The following is a 21,272-nucleotide window of genomic DNA, read 5'->3' as shown; positions in this document are numbered from 1 at the left end:
GTCATACAGTTTAAGGCAAGCATACGCGATAGCGATGGATAAAATGAAGATGGAAACTGCAAGCAAAACATGCATGCTTAAAGGTACTTCCATATTCATCGGCATCGTAGTATTCTTTTATTTCCTGCTTCATCAGAATTGTTCTCTTATTTCCCGTGATTTGAAGAGAATTCGGAGCACTGTGAATATTGGTATAATAGGGAAATCTCCCTAAATAATAGGGAAAAAGATAATATTATATGCTTTTCTCCACTTATATTTGTAGCAACATAAAAACTAAAAACAATATATACAATGAAAACAATAAAACTGACATTAGCACTACTGGCATTTATGATTGGCATAAGTAGCTGCGCCAGCATTATCGGATCAAGTAAAGACATCATGATGAGTGTCCAAAAAGGGATGACCCAAAAAGAAGTTTCTTCCATACTTGGAAAACCGCAATATCGCCGTTTTGACCAAGAAACAGAGCAGTGGGAGTATGTGAAACTTGTTGCCGGTGACAATTTATCTACTGTGACTACATCGATTGTCATAGATTTCGTAAACGGGTGTGTTGTAGGTATGGATTCTTTTAACACAGCTCCTCATCCGCCTGTTGCTGTATATCCTGCTATTGAAGTAGGTGGTGGAACCGCTTCCTCCCACCCGCACATTAATGGTGGAAGAGGGATGGACGAAAGGGATTTCCAGTCGCTTTACAACAAAGTGAAAGGCAAACCTTTCAAAGACGATCAACTGGAATTATTAGAAGCCGGAATCGGTAACAGAGGATTGAATTGCAAGCAGTGTGTGCGGATGATGTCGATATACCGGTTTGATGATGACAAACTGGAAGTCCTGAAAATCTTAGCTCCGAATATTTCCGACCGGGAGAATTATGACGAGATAATCAATGCACTCGATTTTATCTCCAGTGAAGAGAAAGCAAGAAGTATTTTGGGAATAAAGAAGTAAAATGAAAAGGCGGTAAATCCATACGAGGAAATACCGCCTTTTACTTTGTATGAAGTTATACTGTCATTTATCCTTTTCGACAGATACAGTCCGCCAAATGATCGTTGACGAATCCCGCAGCCTGCAAATGGGCGTAGCAGATCGTAGATCCGAAGAACTTGAATCCTCGTTTTTTCATATCCTTGCTCATGGCATCGGATTCGGGAGATGATACCGGAATCTCACTCAAGGATTGAAAGGTATTGATAATCGGTTTTCTATCAGGAAAGAACGACAGTGTATATTCATAGAAACTGCCGAACTCCTTTTGTATGGCGAGGAATAGCCTTGCATTTGTGATGGTAGATTTGATTTTCAGACGGTTCTTCACGATACCATCAAAATGCATCAGCCGCTCGACATCTTCATCGGTCATTTGTGCTACTTGTTCGGCATCGAAACCACAAAAGGCTTTGCGATATCCCTCACGTTTTTTGAGGATGGTTATCCAACTTAATCCGGCCTGGGCGCTCTCCAGCACAAGAAACTCGAACAGTGTCTTGTCGTCGGTCACTAAATTTCCCCACTCTTGATCATGGTATTTCACATACAGTTCGTCAGTTCCGCACCAACCACAGCGTCCGTTTACAAAATCTTGCATAATTATAGTACTTATAATGAATGTACAAATATAGTTTATTCACAATAGCGTGCCAAATTTTAATAAGTTATTCTATTTCAGCTTCTTCCTTTTTCTTGGATAAACTGCTATTCACCAGCCTTATTACTGAGTTCTGCGCTCAGTCTCAATTTAATTCCTATCTTTACAGCAGAAAGCAGGCTTGAACTATTTCTTATTTATCAATTCAATATTTAACGGATTATACTATTATGGATACTCAAAAAATGAAAGTACAAAAATTAGTGCCAACGGAATACAATGGTAGATGGGGCTTTTTAGATGCTGCAACAGGCGAAGAAGTCGTACCGTTTATCTATGACTATGCCCATGCTTTTTCTGTAGGATTGGCATTAGTTCGGCAGAATGGTTGGTGGGGATATGTAGATAAAACGGGAAAAGAAGTTATTCCATGTATATATAATCCTGCATGGTCATTTACCAAAACCGGGCTGGCAGCAGTATGCATGGAGGGTAAATGCGGTTTTATAGATCAGACAGGGAAAGAAGTTATTCCTTTTATATATGATGACGCCCGCTATTTTAATAAAGATGGCAAAGCAAAGGTGAAGCTGAACGGCGAAACTTTCTTTATAGATGTGAAAGGAAATCGGGTTGAATAAACATGAAATGACATACATGAATTTATGATTGATACAGACGAAATAGTATTAAAGCCTCTGCTTGGCGAAGATATATTGTGGTTTGATAGATGGTTGAGAAAAGATTATATTTACAAATGGCTATGTCCGGATGGGGAAGAACAGAAGGAGGCTTGGTTGGACGAAGTCAGTAATAGAGATGGTAAATATGACTTTATGAAACATTTTATTGTTTACTATAAGAATAAGAAGATCGGATATTGTCTTTATGCTGATTGCTTTTTCTTGAAAGACTTGGAGGAAGAAGGGCACGACTTTGAGAGTTTGTATGGAGACATATCTGAAAAGAATCATACGTACGAGATCGGATATTTGATTGGCGAAGAAGAGTATCTGAATAGAGGTATCGGTAAAATGATTATCAGGAAGTTGGAAGAAAAAATCATTGAATTGGAAGGACGTGAAATAGCGGCGGACCCTTCCGAAGAAAACACGGCTTCAATAAAGGTGCTGCTAAGCAATGGGTTTAAGAAGAAAAGTGATGGGGATTACAGAAAAATAATTTAGGGTACACTACCTGTAAATTAGGAGTGGAAAACAGTACCTACGAAACTTAACTTCTTAACTTTTGCTGAAGTGATAAATTAACCGCGAACGCATGTTGCATTTTTTCTTTTGACAATCAGAAAGACGGTTCTTACTTTCTTCTAAAACAGCGTGTATGAAGTGAACTCATGGACAAAATGATTCTCTGATGATTAATGATTGTATATCAATCTGTTATGCCTCAAAAAAAAGACAAAAAGTGTACTATTTAAGGGTCAAAATAGGTTCAGGGTCACTTATACCCCCAATTCCTGCTTAAATGAATAAGATATTTAAAATAGATGTAAATAAAACATACTGTAATAGTGCTAAACTACTAAGGAATAAAGATTTTATTATTCACTCTTTATCACTTCCGCTTTATTGTTTTACTTTCTGTATTAAATATTTACCTATTTAAGGCTTGTTCGAATTGTAATATTCCAAATCTACTGAAATACGTTTTTTGCAAAAGTCTAAAAAAGTCAACAGTCTGTATATTAGCATTATATTGGCTAATACAAATAAAAATGACCTATAAATAGGGTTATAAGTGACCCTGAACCTATTTTGACCCCTAATAAGCCTTTTATTGGTCTTAATATTGTTATACTTTTTCAAGAATAGTCTGCGAAAAATAATACGGTAACCCACCCGGAAGCCTTAAACGGAACATAACAAGCAATGTCATGATGCAAAACTAGCAATATTCCGCATTACAAGATTGCTAGTTTTGCATCATGACATTGCTTGTTATAGTTATTGGATTTAATTTGTTTTATAGCTGATTTTAACTCCTGAATATCATAACTTGCGAAACTTCAATTATTTATTTATCTTTTTTAGGATATTCCGTATGGTAGTCTTAACGCCTGTGGAGTAATATTCGGTATCTGCATTCTCTAATATGAGTTGCAGCTCTTTCAAAAGTTCCGGCTCAGACTTGCAAAGCTGGTAAGCCATTCTGATAGATAATGCCTGCACACCGATACTTTCTTGTGGGGCCAACATGTGATCCAGGCAATAATTTAGCAAATCGACAGAGACAGGATCAGATGCAGGTACATTATATAATATAGACAGCAACAACCGTTTGGAACCATCATGTTGGCAGACCAATAATCGCTGAATAATATCATCCAGCAATGGAACAAACCAGCCGGGATGCTTCTCACTTACTTTTTCACATGCCCATATAGCCCGCCATGAAACGACGATTTTATCATCGGAAATCAACTGGTATATATCTTTAAGGTATTCCGGATGCAGGCATATTTCCTGCACCAGCTTATCTATTGATAGTTTGCAAAGAGGCATTGCAAGGGTGTTTCTGTATTCGTCGATTTTCTCCATATCATGCATGTTTTTGCAAAGATAATGCAAATCGAACGCAGAACTTTCATGCTTGCATGAAAAAGTTATGCTGAGATGCAGCTTATCTTATCTAAAGATAATGCAAGTTGAATGTAGAACTTTCATACTTACATGAAAAAGTTTTGTTGAGATGCTGTTTATTTTCCTATTCTGAATGCGGATAGTATGATTACAAAATAAAGGGCCGTCTTTGGTTAAAAAGACAGCCCTTACAAATATTTTGTATTTAAGGATTATGCAATACCGTGAGCAGATACCTCCGGTGCAATCTTCTTGATCAGACCTTGCAGTACAGCACCTGGGCCACATTCTGTGAAGTCTGTAGCACCATCAGCAACCATATTCTTAACAGTCTGTGTCCAGCGTACAGAAGCAGTCAGCTGAGCAACGAGATTCTTCTTGATCTCTTCCGGATCAGTGTGAGGCAATGCATCTACATTCTGATAAACCGGACATTTGGGAGCGTGGATTTCAGTAGCGTTGATAGCTGCTTCCAATTCAACTTTTGCAGGATTCATCAGTGGAGAGTGGAAAGCACCGCCTACCTTTAATGGTAAAGCACGTTTCGCTCCGGCAGCCTTCATCAGTTCGCATGCCTTGTTGATGCCCTCGATAGAACCGGAAATTACGATCTGTCCCGGACAGTTATAGTTGGCTGCAACGCAAACTTCACCTTCAGCGGTTACTTGCTCGCAGATTTCTTCTACTTTTTCATCGGAGAGGGCAATGATAGCCGCCATTGTAGAGGGTTGTGCCTCGCAAGCTTTCTGCATGGCCATGGCACGAGCATAAACCAGCTTCAATCCATCTTCGAAACTCAATGCACCGGCAGCAACCAGAGCAGAGAATTCGCCCAATGAGTGACCGGCAGTCATTTCAGGTTTAAAATCATCACCCATACAAAGTGCGGAGATAACGGAGTGGAGGAATACGGCAGGTTGAGTTACCTTCGTCTGACGCAGGTCTTCGTCCGTACCGTTGAACATAATATCCGTAATGCGATATCCCAGGATATCATTGGCTTTTTCAAACAATTCTTTTGCTAAAGCGGAGTTTTCATACAAGTCTTTTCCCATTCCTACGAATTGGGCACCTTGACCCGGAAATACAAATGCTTTCATACTGTTCTTGTTTTAGTAGTTAATTAAAAAAAGTGGTGCAAAGGTATAGCTTTTTCTGATATTGACCGCACAAATGAAGGATTTTTGTGCAATACTACCGAAACCGGGGACGAGAGTTACAGTGTTTAAAGGAGTTCCTTGCGCACAATCTCCGTATCAGAGCCGTGTCAAGTCCGTACCTGCTCCGTGTCTATAGGATAAGTGCTGATACGGACTTGATACGGAGCAGGTACGGACTTGACACGGAGTTGATATAGAGTTGATATGGAGATACTACGGAGATGGCGTGTAAAAATACAATAAGAGCCCACATTTTTATTTCTTGCACAAGATACTAAAATCCTTAAGAATAAAGCACTTTACTCTTATTGTACTTCCTACAATTAGCTAATTCTACTGTTTATCAATAATACATATTGTATTTTCAACGATAAGGCTATGTTTTGATATTGTAATAAGTACGATATGTATTATATTGAAAAATAATGCTTTACAACATAATAAAAATGAGTTTTACTTGCTTGTATATTCAAAAAAACCTGTTTATATTTGCAGCGCTTAAACATGGATATTATGCAAAACATGGAACATAAAACCCCATTGGCAAACAATCATATCTCAGTAGACTGTGTAGTGATTGGCTTTGACGGAGAACAATTAAAGGTTCTCTTGATAAAACGTGTAGGTGAGGAGCAAGGTGAAATTTTTCACGATATGAAGCTTCCCGGAAGCCTGATCTATATGGATGAAGATCTGGATGAAGCCGCACAGCGTGTATTGAACGAACTGACAGGATTGAAGAACGTCAACCTGATGCAGTTCAAGGCATTCGGTTCCAAAAACCGGACGAAGGACCCGAAAGACATTCATTGGCTGGAACGGGCCATGGAATCGAAGGTGGAGCGTATCGTTACTATCGCTTACCTGTCATTGGTGAAGATAGACCGGGCACTGAGCCGGAATCTGGCTGATTTCGAAGCATATTGGGTGGCACTGCAAGATATTAAGGCATTGGCTTTCGACCATAATCTGATTATTAAAGAAGCATTGGTATATATCCGCCAGTACGTGGAGATTAATCCGTCGGCCTTGTTCGATCTGCTTCCCCGTAAGTTTACGGCATCACAACTGCGTACTTTATATGAATTAATATATGGCAAGCCTATTGATGTGCGGAACTTCCACAAGAAAATAGCGATGATGGAATACGTTGTTCCATTGGAGGAAAAACAACAGGGAGTTGCCCACCGTGCCGCACGCTATTATCGATTCGATAAGAAGATATATAATAAGGTAAGAAGATGAAGAGATTTATGATTCATCATAAGCGGAATAAATCATAGATCAAAGGGCATAAATTTCAAACAAAATAAATCATAAATCAAAAATCATAAATTAAAAGCATGTATTTATTAGGCTATGACATTGGAAGCTCGTCCGTAAAAGCGAGCCTGGTAAACGCCGAAACCGGCAAATGTGTATCTTCTGCTTTCTTTCCGAAGACAGAGGCGGCAATCATTGCAGTTAAACCGGGTTGGGCGGAACAAAATCCCGAAAGCTGGTGGGAAAATCTGAAGCTTGCCACACAGGCTGTCATGAATGAATCGGGTGCAAACGCAGGTGAAATCAAGGCAATCGGTATCTCTTATCAGATGCATGGATTGGTATGTGTGGACAAAGACCAGAATGTGCTGCGTCCTTCTATAATCTGGTGTGACTCGCGTGCTGTGCCTTACGGACAGAAAGCTTTCGAAACGCTGGGAGAAGAGAAATGTCTCTCACATCTGTTGAACTCTCCGGGTAACTTCACTGCCTCTAAACTGGCATGGATAAAGGAAAACGAACCGGCCATCTACGAACGGATTTATAAGATTATGTTGCCGGGTGATTACATCGCCATGAAGTTGAGCGGTGAAATCTGTACCACTGTTTCCGGACTTTCGGAAGGCATGTTCTGGGATTTCAAAAACAATCGTGTAGCCGACTTCCTGATGGATTATTATGGTTTCGATAACTCTCTGATTGCGGACATCAAACCCACATTCTCCGAACAAGGCCGTGTGAATGCTGCCGCAGCAAAAGAATTGGGATTAAAGGAAGGTACACCGATCACATATCGTGCAGGTGACCAACCGAATAACGCTCTTTCACTGAATGTATTCAATCCGGGAGAAATAGCTTCTACAGCAGGCACTTCGGGTGTTGTATATGGTGTGAACGGTGAAGTGAACTATGATCCGAAATCACGCGTAAATACATTCGCTCACGTAAACCATACGGACGAACAAACCCGTCTGGGTGTGTTGCTTTGCATCAATGGTACGGGTATTCTTAATTCTTGGGTGAAACGTACGATTGCTCCCGAAGGCATCTCTTACAATGAAATGAATGTACTGGCATCACAAGCTCCTATCGGTAGTGCAGGTATCAGTATTCTGCCCTTCGGTAACGGTGCGGAACGCATGCTCGAAAATAAAGAGATCAACTGCTCTATCCGTGGTTTGAACTTCAATCTGCATAGCAAGCAACACATTGTGCGTGCAGCTCAGGAAGGCATTGTATTCTCATTCAAGTATGGTATAGATATTATGGAAGGTATGGGCATCCCTGTACAGAAAATCCATGCAGGCCATGCAAATATGTTCCTTAGCTCCATCTTCCGCGATACGCTGGCAGGTGTGACGGGAGCTGTGATCGAACTGTACGATACGGATGGTTCGGTAGGTGCAGCCAAGGGAGCAGGTATCGGTGCAGGTATCTATAAAGATAATAACGAGGCATTCGCAACGCTGGAAAAACTGGATGTTATCGAGCCTAATCAGGCTAAGCGCCAGGAATATGCAGATGCTTATGCACGCTGGAAACATCGTTTGGAAAAATCAATGGCAAAATAATGCCAACTTAATTCTCCTTTGAAAACGAGGGGAATTAAAGTAATACAGTTAACAATCAAAACATAATTAACCCTTTAAAATTCAATTAAAATTATGGCAACAAAAGAGTATTTTCCCGGAATAGGAAAGATTAAATTCGAAGGTAAAGAGAGTATGAACCCGATGGCATATCGTTACTACGATGCTGAGAAGGTAATCATGGGTAAGAAGATGAAAGATTGGTTGAAGTTTGCTATGGCTTGGTGGCACACTCTCTGCGCAGAAGGTGGTGACCAATTCGGTGGTGGAACGAAACAATTCCCTTGGAATGGTGACTCTGACGCTTTGCAAGCAGCTAAAAATAAATTGGATGCAGGTTTCGAATTCATGCAGAAGATGGGTATCGAATACTATTGCTTCCACGATGTAGACCTGATTTCTGAAGGTGCAAGCATCGAAGAATATGAAGCTAATCTGAAAGCTATCGTAGCTTATGCAAAAGAAAAACAGGCTGAAACTGATATCAAGCTGTTGTGGGGTACTGCTAACGTATTCGGTCATGCACGTTATATGAACGGTGCTGCTACCAATCCTGATTTCGACGTTGTAGCACGCGCTGCTGTTCAGATCAAGAACGCTATTGACGCTACTATCGAACTGGGTGGCACGAACTATGTGTTCTGGGGCGGTCGCGAAGGTTACATGTCTTTGCTGAACACTGACCAGAAACGTGAAAAAGAACACCTTGCAAAGATGTTGACTATCGCTCGTGACTATGCACGTGCTCGTGGCTTCAAAGGTACTTTCCTGATTGAGCCGAAACCGATGGAACCGACAAAACATCAGTATGACGTAGATACTGAAACTGTTATCGGCTTCCTGAAAGCTCACGGTTTGGATAAAGATTTCAAAGTAAACATCGAGGTTAATCACGCAACATTGGCTGGCCATACTTTCGAACACGAACTGGCTGTAGCTGTTGACAACGGCATGTTGGGTTCTATTGATGCTAACCGTGGTGACTACCAGAACGGTTGGGATACTGACCAATTCCCTATCGATAACTACGAACTAACTCAGGCTATGATGCAGATCATCCGCAACGGTGGTTTGGGCAATGGCGGTACTAACTTCGACGCTAAGACCCGTCGTAACTCTACCGACCTGGAAGATATCTTCATCGCTCACATTGCAGGTATGGATGCTATGGCACGTGCTCTGGAAAGTGCAGCTAAATTACTGGAAGAATCTCCTTATAAGAAAATGTTGGCTGACCGTTACGCATCATTCGACGGTGGCAAGGGTAAGGAATTCGAAGAAGGCAAATTGTCTTTGGAAGATGTTGTAGCTTATGCGAAAGCTAACGGCGAACCGAAGCAAACCAGCGGTAAGCAAGAATTGTATGAAGCAATCGTGAATATGTATTGCTAATATAATAAAGGTGGTAGGGTGATAGAGTGATAAGTGGTAAAGTGATATCACTCTATCACCCTTATCACTCTACCACCTTATCACTTTTTACTCATTTATCAACCTAATCTTTTTTTATCATGAATGATGCTAACAATGGTAGTAAACTCTACCTATATTCTATTACAACCGTTGCCATTTTGGGAGGCCTGCTGTTCGGTTACGATACGGCGGTAATCTCGGGCGCGGAGAAGGGCTTGGAAGCTTTCTTCCTGATGGCTACGGATTTTCAATATGACAAGGTGATGCACGGTATCACTTCTTCCAGTGCACTCATTGGCTGTGTGATCGGTGGTGCTCTTTCCGGTTTCTTCGCTTCCCGCCTGGGACGACGCAATTCGTTGAGACTGGCATCCGTGCTGTTCTTCCTGTCTGCATTGGGATCCTACTATCCCGAATTTTTATTCTTCAACTACGGTGAGCCAAACATGGAATTGCTCATCGCATTCAATTTGTATCGTGTATTGGGCGGTATTGGTGTAGGTCTTGCCTCTGCCGTATGTCCGATGTATATTGCAGAAATTGCGCCCTCTAACATTCGTGGAACACTGGTATCTTGTAACCAATTTGCCATTATCTTCGGTATGTTGGTGGTTTACTTCGTTAACTACCTGATTATGGGCGATCACACGAATCCTATTATCGATAAAAGCGCTGAAGGCATATTGTCTGTGAACGCCGCTTCGGATATGTGGAGCGTACAAACCGGCTGGCGTTATATGTTTGGTTCGGAAGCATTCCCGGCTGCATTATTTGGTTTCCTTCTTTTCTTCGTACCGAAGACCCCGCGTTATCTGGTGCTGGTACATCAGGACGAAAAGGCATACTCTATCCTGGAGAAGGTGAATGGTGCAAACAAAGCAAAAGAAATTCTGGCGGAAATCAAGGCTACTTCCAAGGAAAAGACAGAGAAACTATTCTCTTACGGTGTGGCAGTTATCGTTATCGGTATCATGCTTTCCGTATTCCAACAGGCTATTGGTATTAATGCAGTATTATACTATGCTCCGCGTATTTTCGAAAGTGCAGGTGCTGAAGGCGGTGGCATGATGCAAACTGTTATCATGGGTATTGTAAACATTGTATTTACGCTTGTAGCCATCTTTACTGTAGACCGTTTCGGACGCAAGCCGTTGCTGATTATCGGTTCTATTGGTATGGCGGTAGGTGCATTTGCAGTGGCAATGTGCGACAGCATGGGAATCAAGGGTATTCTTCCGGTATTTTCCGTAATTGTATACGCAGCTTTCTTTATGATGTCATGGGGACCGATTTGCTGGGTATTGATTTCTGAAATCTTCCCGAATACCATTCGTGGTAAAGCTGTGGCCATTGCGGTAGCTTTCCAATGGATATTCAATTATATTGTATCGTCCACGTTCCCGGCACTGTACGACTTCAGTCCGATGTTCGCATACAGCTTGTATGGCATCATCTGCGTTGCAGCCGCCTTCTTTGTTTGGCGTTGGGTACCCGAAACGAAGGGCAAGACTCTGGAAGACATGAGTAAACTCTGGAGAAAAAACAAATAAAATTCTCTCTCCTTTAATATCTTATAAATGCAAAAAGGTGCAACCGGTATGTTTAGGTTGCACCTTTTCTTTTTTGATAAATATAAGTTCGGAATCTTTAATTGAATACGTATCGCAGACCGATCTGAAGCTTCCAACATTCGCTGTAATTCAAGTTTCGGGTGAAGCTTTCGGTAGGATAATTACCGTCACTATCTTTGTACATAGAGAAGATAGGAGTGTTGCTCTCATCCTTACCCTTATAGGTCAGAATTCGTCCGCCATTAGCGCCGGACATGTTTTTCGTTACACCCCATTTACTGTTCAGTAAGTTACCTATATTCAGGATATCCAGGCTGAGTTGCAGCGTATTCTTAGTTTTGCCAATCTTCACGAAGAAGTCGCGACTCCAACGGAAATCAAAGCGGTGTACCCAGGGAGCACGTGCAGAATAAGCTTCGGCATATTCGCCTTTATGCTTCTTCAGATAAGGGTCTTGACTCACGAACTTCCAGAAAGCGTCTGCATCTTCGGCACTCGTGAACTTGATTTCATCTTTAGTCTTCGGAATGTAAATAAGGTCATTGGTTACGCCATCGCCATTCATATCATTAGAGTACATAAAGCTATAGCCACTGGATGAATATCCGCTATAAAAGAGGCTGAAATTTGAAGATGTTTTCTTATTTAAGTGTACGCGCCAGTTGATGGAAGCAACTACACGGTTGGGAGTGACATATTGCGAACGCATGAGTCCCGAGCTGTTCGGTCCGTTGATGGATGGAACGTTTGTCCAGGCGGAGTTAGCATCCGAACCAGGCATACCACTGATTTCCTTTGATTCGGTATGAGTATAGGCTGCCATAATATTTACATTCTTGGCGGGTTCTGCCATTACGGTAATGTTACCTGTCCATCCCCAACCTTTAGAAGTGTTTGTTAATACATTCGCGCTACTAATATTCGTGTGTTGCAGGAAGTTTTCGGGATAGATGTAACGATCATCCGGTCCGTTAAAACGTGACCATGTATCTTTATCCGGAGCCTGCACGTTGTAGTTGTATTGGCGCACCGCATTGATATCCTTAGAGAACATTCCTTCCAGTGTAACCGTCAGCGGGAAAGATACAGGCAGCTGGTAATCCAAAGCTAATGAGGTTTTCCAGACTTGCGGCATCTTGAAGTCCGGATCGATGCCCACTATGGAGCTTGGCAATACACCTTCTTCCGGACTGATGGTGGCAGGAAGTCCCAATGTGGAAATCATCTGGTTTACATCCGTTATCATAGTACCTTTCAGCAAATCCAGGCGGGGATCGCGACTGGTTACAACACCATCCTTATATCTGGTCGTAATACTTACCAGATTTTGAATCATACCCGAGTTGGTAGGCATATTGGTAAAGAACACCAAAGGAATACGTCCGGTGAAGAATCCTGATCCACCACGCACTTTTAATGTCTTATCATTGAACACATCCCAGGTGAAACCTACACGCGGTGAGAATTGCAGTTTGCTATCGGGCCATGCACCCGTATCAATATGCATACCGTTGAAGTCCAGATTATAGATAGCCTGATTACGCATAATATCATTCAGGAAGCTGAGATTATCCATACGTATACCGGCAGTCAATTTAAAGTTATCGCGTATGTTCCATTCATCTTGCAGATAAACACCCAACTGACCGAATTTCACGTCCGCAGAAGGTTTTGTATTACCATTGTACCCATAAGCCAAGGCAAACGATTCGGGTGCAGCTCCATTTTTGAAATCCTCGAAACTGGAATAACGATAATATCCGGTTCCGTTGCGCATGTATGAGTTTCCGGCTTTCTGACGTTCGTAGCTGATACCTGCCGTTAATTTATGAGCTCCCAGGTAATAGGTGAAGTTATCCACAATAGTCATAACCGTATTTTTCACCAGGTTGTTATAGGTAAACAATTCGTAACCGGCAGTCATGTAAGGCTCTAATATCTGATTACCGTTTTCGTAGTATCCGGCCATAATATCAATGAAAGGGAAGGGGCTGGAGTTCGTATCGCGTTCATCTTTCATGTCACTGTATGTAAACAACAGCTGATTGGAAACGTTGGAAGAGAAACGGCTGTTCAATTCGGCAGTAGCCGAGTTTACAATATTCTGCAAAGAATAGCAAGAGTTTGCATAAGACATGGAGTAGGCCGAAACACGGTTGTATGCCAAACGATACCCGGTATTTCCCGAACTTCCATTGGGTGCGTTCCAGGTTTTATTATTGGTAAAGTTATAGCGTACGCTCAACTTATTTCCCTGATTGATATTCCAGTCAATACGGCCTAATAATTTCAGGTTAGTGACATCGGCTGGGAAATCTGTGAATGAACCGGTATTGTATCCGTATTTGTCTTTCAGCATCTGGGAGAATTCCGCCAGATCTGCTTCCGTAGTGCGTGAAATAGTGGAGTTATTCGGGTCTTCTCCTTCTCTTGCCGCACGCCATGTAATTACTTGCTGCGGACTCTTTTCATACTCTACATTTGCAAAGAAGAACAGCTTGTCTTTAATGATAGGACCGCCCAATGTAGCACCGTAAACAGTCTTGGACTCTTCGGCACGCACACCGAAATCAGTATTGCCAATTTTGTTACCGCGCATCACTTCATTGTTGAAGTACATATAAGCGCTACCTCTGTAAGCGTTTGTACCCGATTTCGTAATGGCATTGATACCTGCACCGATAAAGTTTGCCTGACGTACATCGTATGGGGCAATCACTACCTGCACTTCATCAATGGCATCCAGCGAAATAGGATTTCCACCTCCGGGCAAATCAGACGACAGACCGAAGTTGTTATTCATATTCGCACCGTCTACCGTGAACGTATTGGAACGTCCGTCACGGCCGCCAAAGGAGTTTCCTGAAGCATACGGGGAAATGCGGGTAAAGTCGCTGATACTGCGGTTAATGCTGGGCAATGTGGTGAGCTGTTCAGAAGAAATATTGGTAGTAGCTCCCGTTTTTTCAGCACTGAACTTTGACTTACTGGCCGTAATAGTGATTTCTCCCAATAATTCCGAAGCTTCGTGCAGGGTTACATTCAATGAATAAGTTTCACCCAGTTGCAGCTGGATACCTGTATAGATTGCCGTTTGATAACCGATGTAAGATACCGTCACCTTGTAAGGACCACCGGAGCGCATACCTTGCAGACTGAAACGTCCGTCTACATTGGTAACAGTACCGTAACTGGTTCCGGAAGGTTCGTGTACGGCTACAACCGTAGCGCCGATGACAGATTCTTCGTCAGCCATCACTTTACCACTCATTCCGGCAGTAGTTACCTGTGCCTTGAGCATTCCTGTAAGGGAAAACAAAAGCACAACCAGGAATAACATCTTTTTAGCCATGATTTTTAAAATTTAAGTAAGAAATAAACTGAAAGTTGTAGAAAACGATGCAAAAGTATAAAAAAAGCAAAATACTCTTATTCCTAAAGTGTTAAATCCTCATTTCTTTTTTTATTGCAAAATCAGTCTCTCACAAAAATGTGCATTCCGGGAGACAATGTATAAGTTTAAACCGTACCTTTGCAGCGGATTTAACTTTTGGTATAAAAAAGAGACATTATGGACTCATTGAAAATCAACAAAGTACAGTTGCGTAATTTACAGATAGAAGACTACGAGCAACTGGCGCAGTCATTCACCCGTGTATATACGGATGGCAGCGATGTGTTTTGGACACACAAACAAATTGAAAAACTCATCCGAATTTTCCCCGAAGGACAGATTGTAACCGTGGTAGACGAAAAGATTGTCGGCTGCGCCCTTTCCATCATTGTGAATTACGATGATGTGAAGAACGATCATACTTACGCACAGGTGACGGGTAAAGAAACCTTCAATACCCATAACCCTAAAGGCAATATATTATATGGTATTGAAGTCTTTATTCATCCCCAATACCGTGGACTTCGCCTGGCACGCCGTATGTACGAATACCGCAAGGAGCTTTGCGAAACTCTGAACCTGAAAGCTATTATGTTCGGCGGGCGTATTCCCAACTATTATAAGTATTCGGATCAGATTCGTCCGAAAGAGTATATAGATAAGGTAAAGCAGAAAGAAATATTCGATCCTGTATTGACCTTTCAACTTTCCAATGACTTCCACGTACGCAAGGTGATGCGCAATTATCTGCCGAATGACGAGGAATCCAGGCATTATGCTTGTCTGCTGCAATGGGATAACATTTACTATCAGGAGCCCACAGAAGAATATATTGCACCGAAAACAACCGTGCGCGTAGGATTGGTGCAGTGGCAGATGCGTAGTTATCAGACACTGGATGACCTGTTTGAACAGGTAGAATTCTTTGTGGATGCCGTATCCGATTATAAGAGTGACTTCATTCTTTTCCCCGAATACTTCAATGCTCCGCTGATGGCAAAATTCAATAATGAAGGGGAGTCACAGGCTATTCGCGGACTGGCGGCTTATACAGAGGAAATTAGAGAACGATTTGTAAAGTTGGCTATCAGTTACAACATCAATATCATTACGGGTAGCATGCCGCTCATTAAAGAGGATGGACTTTTGTATAATGTAGGTTTCCTTTGTCGCCGCGATGGTAGTTTTGAGATGTATGAGAAGTTGCACGTCACACCCGATGAAATAAAAAGCTGGGGATTAAGTGGCGGAAAGGCTTTGCAGACATTTGATACGGACTGTGCTAAGATCGGCGTACTGATTTGCTATGATGTGGAATTTCCGGAATTATCCCGTATTATGGCAGACCAGGGTATGCAGATTTTATTCGTTCCTTTCCTGACGGATACGCAAAATGCTTACTCGCGTGTAAAGGTATGCGCCCATGCCCGTGCCATCGAAAATGAATGTTTTGTTGTCATTGCCGGTAGTGTAGGTAATCTTCCGCGTGTGCACAATATGGATATTCAGTATGCACAGTCAGGTGTATTTACTCCCTGCGACTTTGCATTCCCGACGGATGGCAAGCGTGCAGAAGCCACACCGAATACAGAAATGATACTGGTATCCGATGTGGATCTGGATTTATTGAATGAATTGCATACTTACGGCAGTGTGCGTAATCTGAAAGACAGGAGAAACGACTTGTATGAGGTAAGGATGAAAAAATAAAACAATCGGATTATTTATTCATTTTATTAAAACGTAGCCTGACAATATGTATTTCCGTATTATTGTACCAATAATAAATTCTACATAGAGGATGAGATAGAATAGACCTATATTCCTTGTCTTTTCCACGTTTTTCGAGCTGGCCAACAGTGGGCATTAATAAAATCTTGTGCATCGCTTCATCTACATTCTTTGCAAAGGTGACAGCGAATTGTATTCCCAGATTTGCAGCATACCAATATGCAGTCTTTTGAAATACGGCAAGTGCCCGCTTTGTCCAGATTACTTTAAGTTCAGCCATAAATTGAAAGCGGCTTTTACTTCTTCATCAGTAGCAATACCGCTTGCTTCTGACTGTTTTGATTCTTTTTCAAATTCCTCATCAGTATATTGGCAGGGTATAGGTTTGCCTATCAGAAAATTCTCTTTTTCAAGTTCTTCTGCAAATTCCCTGTCAAGATGTGTATATGCAAATTCTTTGGCACGTTGATAACGCTCCTCAAAGCTTTCCTCATCTTTATCGAGCATGCTGCTGATTTTAGACAATAGCACGGCATCGTCCATTTGTTCTATTCTGTCTTTTATGTGATTGCGCAAGGCATTCAGCATCGGACGGCTATAGTAAGTTGCAGCTGGCTCTTTTACTTTTCCCATAACATAACGTTTTGTACAAAGTTACACTTTAATGCCACAGTAACAAAAGAAATAAATCTTTTTATTTCTACTTTATCTCGAATCTCACCAGCATCGAATAATTCAGTTTTATCGTACGGAAAGCATCGTAAGCTTCTGACTGTGATGAACTCACATTGCTCTGAGCTGCAAAATACCGGGGATAACCTGCACTTTCCTGCGGTTCGACAATGCGGATGACATCTCCCAGGCGTTTGCCTAATGCTTCCACCAAATATCCTGCTTTCTTTTGTGCAGCTTTCAGTGCCTCTATCTTACCTTGTTGCCGATAAACCTGCATATCTTTATTCTTCAGTTCTCCGATGCGCATGTAGCTGATGCCTTTCGTATCAATAACCTTTAGAATCTCATCAATCTGACTAAAATCGGTCAACGTAATATCAAACCGTTTAGATACCAGGAATTCAAATCCGCGTTCACGCCAATAATCACCTACCTCTTGTGTACGGATGGCGTCTTCCGGAATCCCAATCTTTCGCAAGGCAGCTCTCAAATTTCTCTCTATTCCGATCAATGGCACTTTAGTCCGATAATTCTCCGGTTTGGACTTTCCGTCAAATTCCTCTTCCCAATATTCTTTAATCTCGATAAGATAATGAATCTCGTCGGGTACAAGAGTTATTTCCGAAGTTCCGGTAACTTCGATATACTTCGCATTATCAGCCTCCTGACTGAATGCAGTGCTGCAAACCAATAGAAATACGGCAAATAATAAAAATCTAGTTTTCATAATAGTATGTTCTTTTGAGAATTATACTTGCAATGATACAAAAAAAAGAGGATATTGTGATAATCATCTACTCTCATTTCAAGAATTCATACAAGAAATGTGATATCCTGAGATAACGGCAGAGTACATGACCGGAAAGCCGGAAGAAGTGAGTTATGTGAGCTTAGAATGAAAAAATCAGAAAGAGGTTGTATCTCTCTGATAAAAATCGTATTTCCGAGCATTAAAAGAAGTAGGAATGGTAAAAAAAGGAATTGGATATAGCTTACTTTATTTCATTCAGTACAAAGTTCATGTTCCAGCTAACGGCAATGAAGTTATGGACTTATTCGACAAATATGGGGTGACAGAGTATTTATCTGACAACTTTGAGATTTTACATACACAAAGTCGTTAATGGTTGTTAGAGGAGATTGATGACTTTATTCAGCAAAAAAAAGAAGAAAATAGAATGAAACTATACCATGGAAGTTTGGAAATAGTACATAGTATTTCATCATGGAACAATGTATTGCTAATATGCACATGTATGCTACAACAGAATATCAGATAATTGATATTCATGCTGTCACTATGAATGTTGTATCTGCCGGATGATTTTTCACGTCAAAATGGTAGTCTATCGGATTTTTATCACAAAACGGTGGCTTACGTTGGTACTTCATATCCAGTATTTATGTTTTATTATTATTTTTCTCCATTGAGGAATATATTCGTCTATAATTAACTTCATACAATATCCACAATAGCAAAGCTATCGAAGACAATATAACACACATCTGAACCTGGAATAATTACGGGCAAATATCACGGGGATGCCCATGGTCTATACGATTTATCTGTAGAATTTACTGTTTGAATTGTTTTTGTTCCCAGATTCAGAGATTAAAGTCCAAAACGCAGCTCATTTTAATTACAGGCAACTTATTGGGTAAAAATGGCTGCTTATGCAGCGGTCTATTAATACCGTTACAAGTTACCCTAACTTTGTATCGGAGAAGATAAGATATTATACTAGAAGTTATTTAATTCAATATTCAAAAGATGAAAATAAAAAGACTTTTTGAGCAACCGAAATACTTGTTGTTGGGATATAAAATAGTAGAAGCCATTCTTATGCTTGCCATAACCTGGTTCATATTGCTTTGCTATAAATGAATAATTCGAATTATATTGTAATAAAAGTGAAGTATAAATGAGATTTTTTAATCTGATAATGAAATTCGCCAAAGAACTGGGAAGAATACTTATTGGGGGATGGCGGTATTTTATAAGGACGGAAATATTTTTCTGTTCATCCTTATTGTCTCCAATATGATACTTTGCTATACGGAGCCATTACCACTGATGCTCCTGGCTTTTAAACGAAGCGTCCCAATGCTACTCTCACTGGTAACCGCCCATGATTTTGATTCCATCTATTACCGGAAAAGCATAATCATCGCTTTCAAGGAAACAGGATTCCGGACGACTTTCTTTTCCAATCAAGGTTATAACAATTCCTTTATCGACTTTTTCAGTAAGGAAGCAGACACCTGCTGTTATCTCAAGGGGCAGCCGGATAATACCGACCGAATTGTTTATGACTGCGAGTTCTTGGAACTTGTTTCCAAAGAATTAGAGCGTGGTGACCGGAAGCTGTTCATCGTGCTTCATACATACGGTTCCCATTTCAACTACCGGGAACGTTATCCTGCTGGAATGGCTTTTTTCAAACCCGATGCCCCTATGGATGCAAATGCCGGAAATAGAAACTCGCTGTTGAATGCATATGATAATACGATCCGCTACACAGACTATTTTTAGCATGGCTTATCGGGTTGCTGGATGAAGTGGATATACATACGGCACTTCTGTATGCATCCGATCATGGCGAAGATATTTACGACGATGACAGACATCTTTTCCTGCAGCGTTGAAAGCCGTTCAGGCAAACCAGACAAAGCACGTATCCTCCAGTACATCGTTTTTCCACACCATGTTGGAGTTAGGTGGAATCCAAACGGCTTATTTCAATGACTCATTGTCTGTTACCAGTCCTCTTTATAGGGAAAGTCCAGGAGTCTATTTGAATGATCACAACAAGCCATGCCCACAGGGCAAGGAACTTTTTTTCTTACCGGGAAATATACAGGTAATTCACAGGAGATGCAGTTCAAACGCTAAAAATGACAGTTTATGCAAGAGCTTATTTGTATAGGCAACTTGCATCCTAATTTTGCATCAGAAATAACTAAGAACAGCATTACAATGAAAAAAGTTTTAATCTTACTGCTTGTGTTTGTCCCTTTTGCCGGGCAAGCACAAGAATATTCTCTTGAACAATATTTGGAGAAGGTGGAACGGGAGAATATGAGCGTCAGGAAGGCACAGAATGATACGAGGCAAAGCGAGGAAGATGTGAAAATGGCTCGCTCCGAATACCTGCCTCATATCAGCGCCAATCTGGGATATCGACGTGATTTCAATAACAGCTACATGTATGTCAACGGTGGACAGGAAGGATTAGAGGACTTCCCCAATAAATTCTCTGTGAACTTCAAAAATACACTGAATGGTGCGGTCACTTTGGAACAATCCATTTATAATGCCCCCGCCCTTGTTAACCGGAAAATTGCGAAGTTAGCAAACGCTTATGCAAAATTGTCACAAATGGATCAGAGGAATGAGGTGGTGAAGCAAGGAATACTCCTTTTTTATCAGGCACTTTATGCAAAGGAGTCGCTTGTCATTTTAGAAGAGAACAGCGCATTGGCACAGAATCAATTCCAACAGGTCAGAGAGATGTTTACGAATGGACTCGTCAGCGAGTTTTCCATGAAGCAGTCCGAACTTTATTATCAGCAGACACTGCCCGACATTGAAAATGCCCGGAAGACAGTCGGAATCCTGATGCGGGAACTTCGTGTGCTTGCCAATATAAAGGAGCAAGAACCGTTTGAGATAAAAGGTGAGATAGCCTTGCCGGACAGCACATTTGTATCGACTGCCGAAGGCGTTTTCCTGGGTGGAACACTGAAAATGGAGCAAGGCTTTAAACGCATGAACCTAGCAAAGCAGGAAATCGCTTTGTCTAAAGCGGCATTTTTTCCCAAAGTCACTTTCAATCTAGGCTACACATTGGATGCTTTTGACGATAAGTTCCGATTCAAAGACCGAAACGGAGTCGGCTATGGAACATTCAACCTGAGCATTCCCATCCTTTCAGGTGGATTCAATCGTTCGAAAGTACGAAAATCACATCTTGCTTACGAAAAGAGCAAAATGGAATATATGGATCTGGGCAATCAATTGGAAAAGGAATACCTAAACTTGCTTGCAGACAAAGAACTTGCTCTGACTCAAATCAGCACCAACCGGAAGTTGGTAGAACTGGCAGATAAGGAAATACAGGCTTCGGAAGAGAAACTTCATTTGGGGTTGGTTACCAATCTTGAACTTCGTGAGACACGTGTTTCCTATATCCAGGCAAAGCTACAGCTTCTTAATGCCACACTCGACTATCAGACTGCGGTTGTGAATATCAAAAACTTATTGAAATAGAAATAA

Annotated in this window: 17 protein-coding genes and 1 pseudogene; 11 read left to right on the top strand and 7 right to left on the bottom strand. The window is 41.3% G+C overall.

Features of this window, described 5'->3' with window-relative positions; genetic code table 11:
• Positions 1-294 precede the first annotated feature (294 nt).
• Positions 295-960, top strand: coding sequence for a DUF4476 domain-containing protein (locus VYM24_RS18230; protein ID WP_330940580.1), 666 nt, complete (start codon positions 295-297; stop codon positions 958-960).
• Positions 961-1,027: 67 nt separating this feature from the next.
• On the opposite strand, the gene VYM24_RS18225 is transcribed toward VYM24_RS18230, so the two are convergent.
• A complete protein-coding gene (locus VYM24_RS18225; RefSeq protein WP_044271107.1) occupies positions 1,028-1,600 on the bottom strand; it encodes a DNA-3-methyladenine glycosylase I in 573 nt (190 codons plus the stop codon).
• A gap of 245 nt (positions 1,601-1,845) precedes the next feature.
• On the opposite strand from VYM24_RS18225, the gene VYM24_RS18220 reads away from it, so the two are divergent.
• Both VYM24_RS18220 and VYM24_RS18215 read left to right on the top strand, forming a co-directional pair.
• On the top strand, positions 1,846-2,241 hold the full coding sequence (locus VYM24_RS18220; RefSeq protein WP_330940579.1) for a WG repeat-containing protein: 396 nt from the start codon (positions 1,846-1,848) through the stop codon (positions 2,239-2,241).
• Positions 2,242-2,265: 24 nt separating this feature from the next.
• Complete coding sequence (locus VYM24_RS18215) at positions 2,266-2,787, top strand: GNAT family N-acetyltransferase (RefSeq protein ID WP_330940578.1); 522 nt, start codon at positions 2,266-2,268, stop codon at positions 2,785-2,787.
• An 843-nt stretch (positions 2,788-3,630) separates the two neighbouring features.
• Here VYM24_RS18215 and VYM24_RS18210 read toward each other — a convergent pair.
• Positions 3,631-4,158: a hypothetical protein gene (locus tag VYM24_RS18210; RefSeq protein ID WP_408912618.1), complete on the bottom strand. Its 528-nt coding sequence runs from the start codon at positions 4,156-4,158 to the stop codon at positions 3,631-3,633.
• Positions 4,159-4,412: 254 nt separating this feature from the next.
• On the bottom strand, positions 4,413-5,300 hold the full coding sequence (gene fabD, locus VYM24_RS18205; protein ID WP_007214093.1) for an ACP S-malonyltransferase: 888 nt from the start codon (positions 5,298-5,300) through the stop codon (positions 4,413-4,415).
• 573 nt (positions 5,301-5,873) lie between these two features.
• Here fabD and VYM24_RS18200 point away from each other — a divergent pair.
• The 4 genes from VYM24_RS18200 (at position 5,874) to xylE (ending at position 11,175) form a co-directional block, all read left to right on the top strand.
• Positions 5,874-6,605 carry an NUDIX hydrolase gene (locus VYM24_RS18200; protein ID WP_118464887.1) on the top strand — a complete coding sequence of 244 codons (732 nt, stop codon included), beginning with the start codon at positions 5,874-5,876 and terminating at the stop codon, positions 6,603-6,605.
• A 98-nt stretch (positions 6,606-6,703) separates the two neighbouring features.
• Positions 6,704-8,194, top strand: coding sequence for a xylulokinase (locus tag VYM24_RS18195; RefSeq protein ID WP_044271095.1), 1,491 nt, complete (start codon positions 6,704-6,706; stop codon positions 8,192-8,194).
• Between the two features lie 93 nt (positions 8,195-8,287).
• Positions 8,288-9,604: a xylose isomerase gene (xylA, locus tag VYM24_RS18190; RefSeq protein WP_330940577.1), complete on the top strand. Its 1,317-nt coding sequence runs from the start codon at positions 8,288-8,290 to the stop codon at positions 9,602-9,604.
• Positions 9,605-9,723: 119 nt separating this feature from the next.
• Positions 9,724-11,175: a D-xylose transporter XylE gene (gene xylE, locus VYM24_RS18185; protein WP_224319596.1), complete on the top strand. Its 1,452-nt coding sequence runs from the start codon at positions 9,724-9,726 to the stop codon at positions 11,173-11,175.
• Between the two features lie 97 nt (positions 11,176-11,272).
• Here xylE and VYM24_RS18180 read toward each other — a convergent pair whose 3' ends face one another.
• Positions 11,273-14,548 carry a TonB-dependent receptor gene (locus VYM24_RS18180; RefSeq protein ID WP_330940576.1) on the bottom strand — a complete coding sequence of 1,092 codons (3,276 nt, stop codon included), beginning with the start codon at positions 14,546-14,548 and terminating at the stop codon, positions 11,273-11,275.
• A gap of 219 nt (positions 14,549-14,767) precedes the next feature.
• Here VYM24_RS18180 and VYM24_RS18175 point away from each other — a divergent pair, with 219 nt between their 5' ends.
• Positions 14,768-16,300 carry a carbon-nitrogen hydrolase family protein gene (locus tag VYM24_RS18175; protein WP_195739224.1) on the top strand — a complete coding sequence of 511 codons (1,533 nt, stop codon included), beginning with the start codon at positions 14,768-14,770 and terminating at the stop codon, positions 16,298-16,300.
• Positions 16,301-16,310: 10 nt separating this feature from the next.
• Here the strand turns inward: VYM24_RS18175 and VYM24_RS18170 are convergent, their stop codons facing one another.
• The 3 genes from VYM24_RS18170 to VYM24_RS18160 form a co-directional block, all read right to left on the bottom strand.
• The gene (locus VYM24_RS18170) at positions 16,311-16,601 is read right to left on the bottom strand and encodes a type II toxin-antitoxin system RelE/ParE family toxin (protein ID WP_217714001.1); all 291 of its coding nucleotides are present in this window, start codon (positions 16,599-16,601) and stop codon (positions 16,311-16,313) included.
• A complete protein-coding gene (locus VYM24_RS18165; protein WP_115503307.1) occupies positions 16,583-16,954 on the bottom strand; it encodes a hypothetical protein in 372 nt (123 codons plus the stop codon). The genes VYM24_RS18170 and VYM24_RS18165 overlap by 19 nt, the downstream gene beginning before the upstream one ends.
• Positions 16,955-17,021: 67 nt before the next feature.
• On the bottom strand, positions 17,022-17,723 hold the full coding sequence (locus VYM24_RS18160; protein ID WP_320995523.1) for an SIMPL domain-containing protein: 702 nt from the start codon (positions 17,721-17,723) through the stop codon (positions 17,022-17,024).
• Positions 17,724-17,961: 238 nt separating this feature from the next.
• On the opposite strand from VYM24_RS18160, the gene VYM24_RS25420 reads away from it, so the two are divergent.
• From VYM24_RS25420 to VYM24_RS18150, 3 genes and pseudogenes are all read left to right on the top strand, one after another.
• Complete coding sequence (locus tag VYM24_RS25420) at positions 17,962-18,120, top strand: DUF3791 domain-containing protein (RefSeq protein WP_425286611.1); 159 nt, start codon at positions 17,962-17,964, stop codon at positions 18,118-18,120.
• A gap of 968 nt (positions 18,121-19,088) precedes the next feature.
• A pseudogene (locus tag VYM24_RS18155) lies at positions 19,089-19,923 on the top strand (phosphoethanolamine transferase); the annotation flags it as partial.
• A gap of 50 nt (positions 19,924-19,973) precedes the next feature.
• Complete coding sequence (locus VYM24_RS18150; RefSeq protein WP_330940575.1) at positions 19,974-21,266, top strand: TolC family protein; 1,293 nt, start codon at positions 19,974-19,976, stop codon at positions 21,264-21,266.
• The last annotated feature ends 6 nt before the right edge of the window (positions 21,267-21,272 follow it).

The sequence above is a fragment of the Bacteroides sp. MSB163 genome (assembly GCF_036416795.1).
Lineage (GTDB): Bacteria > Bacteroidota > Bacteroidia > Bacteroidales > Bacteroidaceae > Bacteroides > Bacteroides maternus.
The sequence above is the reverse complement of the archived record's forward strand: the minus strand, read 5'-3'. Positions and strand labels throughout refer to the sequence as shown.

Excerpts from the sequence above, each read along its gene's own strand:
- VYM24_RS18150 (WP_330940575.1), top strand. The coding sequence starts at position 19,974 with ATGAAAAAAGTTTTAATCTTACTGCTTGTGTTTGTCCCTTTTGCCGGG.
- VYM24_RS18175 (WP_195739224.1), top strand. The coding sequence starts at position 14,768 with ATGGACTCATTGAAAATCAACAAAGTACAGTTGCGTAATTTACAGATA.
- fabD (WP_007214093.1), bottom strand. The coding sequence starts at position 5,300 with ATGAAAGCATTTGTATTTCCGGGTCAAGGTGCCCAATTCGTAGGAATG.
- VYM24_RS18210 (WP_408912618.1), bottom strand. The coding sequence starts at position 4,158 with ATGGAGAAAATCGACGAATACAGAAACACCCTTGCAATGCCTCTTTGC.
- VYM24_RS18165 (WP_115503307.1), bottom strand. The coding sequence starts at position 16,954 with ATGGGAAAAGTAAAAGAGCCAGCTGCAACTTACTATAGCCGTCCGATG.
- VYM24_RS18200 (WP_118464887.1), top strand. The coding sequence starts at position 5,874 with ATGCAAAACATGGAACATAAAACCCCATTGGCAAACAATCATATCTCA.
- xylE (WP_224319596.1), top strand. The coding sequence starts at position 9,724 with ATGAATGATGCTAACAATGGTAGTAAACTCTACCTATATTCTATTACA.
- VYM24_RS18225 (WP_044271107.1), bottom strand. The coding sequence starts at position 1,600 with ATGCAAGATTTTGTAAACGGACGCTGTGGTTGGTGCGGAACTGACGAA.
- VYM24_RS18220 (WP_330940579.1), top strand. The coding sequence starts at position 1,846 with ATGAAAGTACAAAAATTAGTGCCAACGGAATACAATGGTAGATGGGGC.
- VYM24_RS18195 (WP_044271095.1), top strand. The coding sequence starts at position 6,704 with ATGTATTTATTAGGCTATGACATTGGAAGCTCGTCCGTAAAAGCGAGC.
- VYM24_RS18170 (WP_217714001.1), bottom strand. The coding sequence starts at position 16,601 with ATGGCTGAACTTAAAGTAATCTGGACAAAGCGGGCACTTGCCGTATTT.
- VYM24_RS18160 (WP_320995523.1), bottom strand. The coding sequence starts at position 17,723 with ATGAAAACTAGATTTTTATTATTTGCCGTATTTCTATTGGTTTGCAGC.
- VYM24_RS25420 (WP_425286611.1), top strand. The coding sequence starts at position 17,962 with ATGGTAAAAAAAGGAATTGGATATAGCTTACTTTATTTCATTCAGTAC.
- VYM24_RS18180 (WP_330940576.1), bottom strand. The coding sequence starts at position 14,548 with ATGGCTAAAAAGATGTTATTCCTGGTTGTGCTTTTGTTTTCCCTTACA.
- VYM24_RS18215 (WP_330940578.1), top strand. The coding sequence starts at position 2,266 with ATGATTGATACAGACGAAATAGTATTAAAGCCTCTGCTTGGCGAAGAT.
- xylA (WP_330940577.1), top strand. The coding sequence starts at position 8,288 with ATGGCAACAAAAGAGTATTTTCCCGGAATAGGAAAGATTAAATTCGAA.
- VYM24_RS18230 (WP_330940580.1), top strand. The coding sequence starts at position 295 with ATGAAAACAATAAAACTGACATTAGCACTACTGGCATTTATGATTGGC.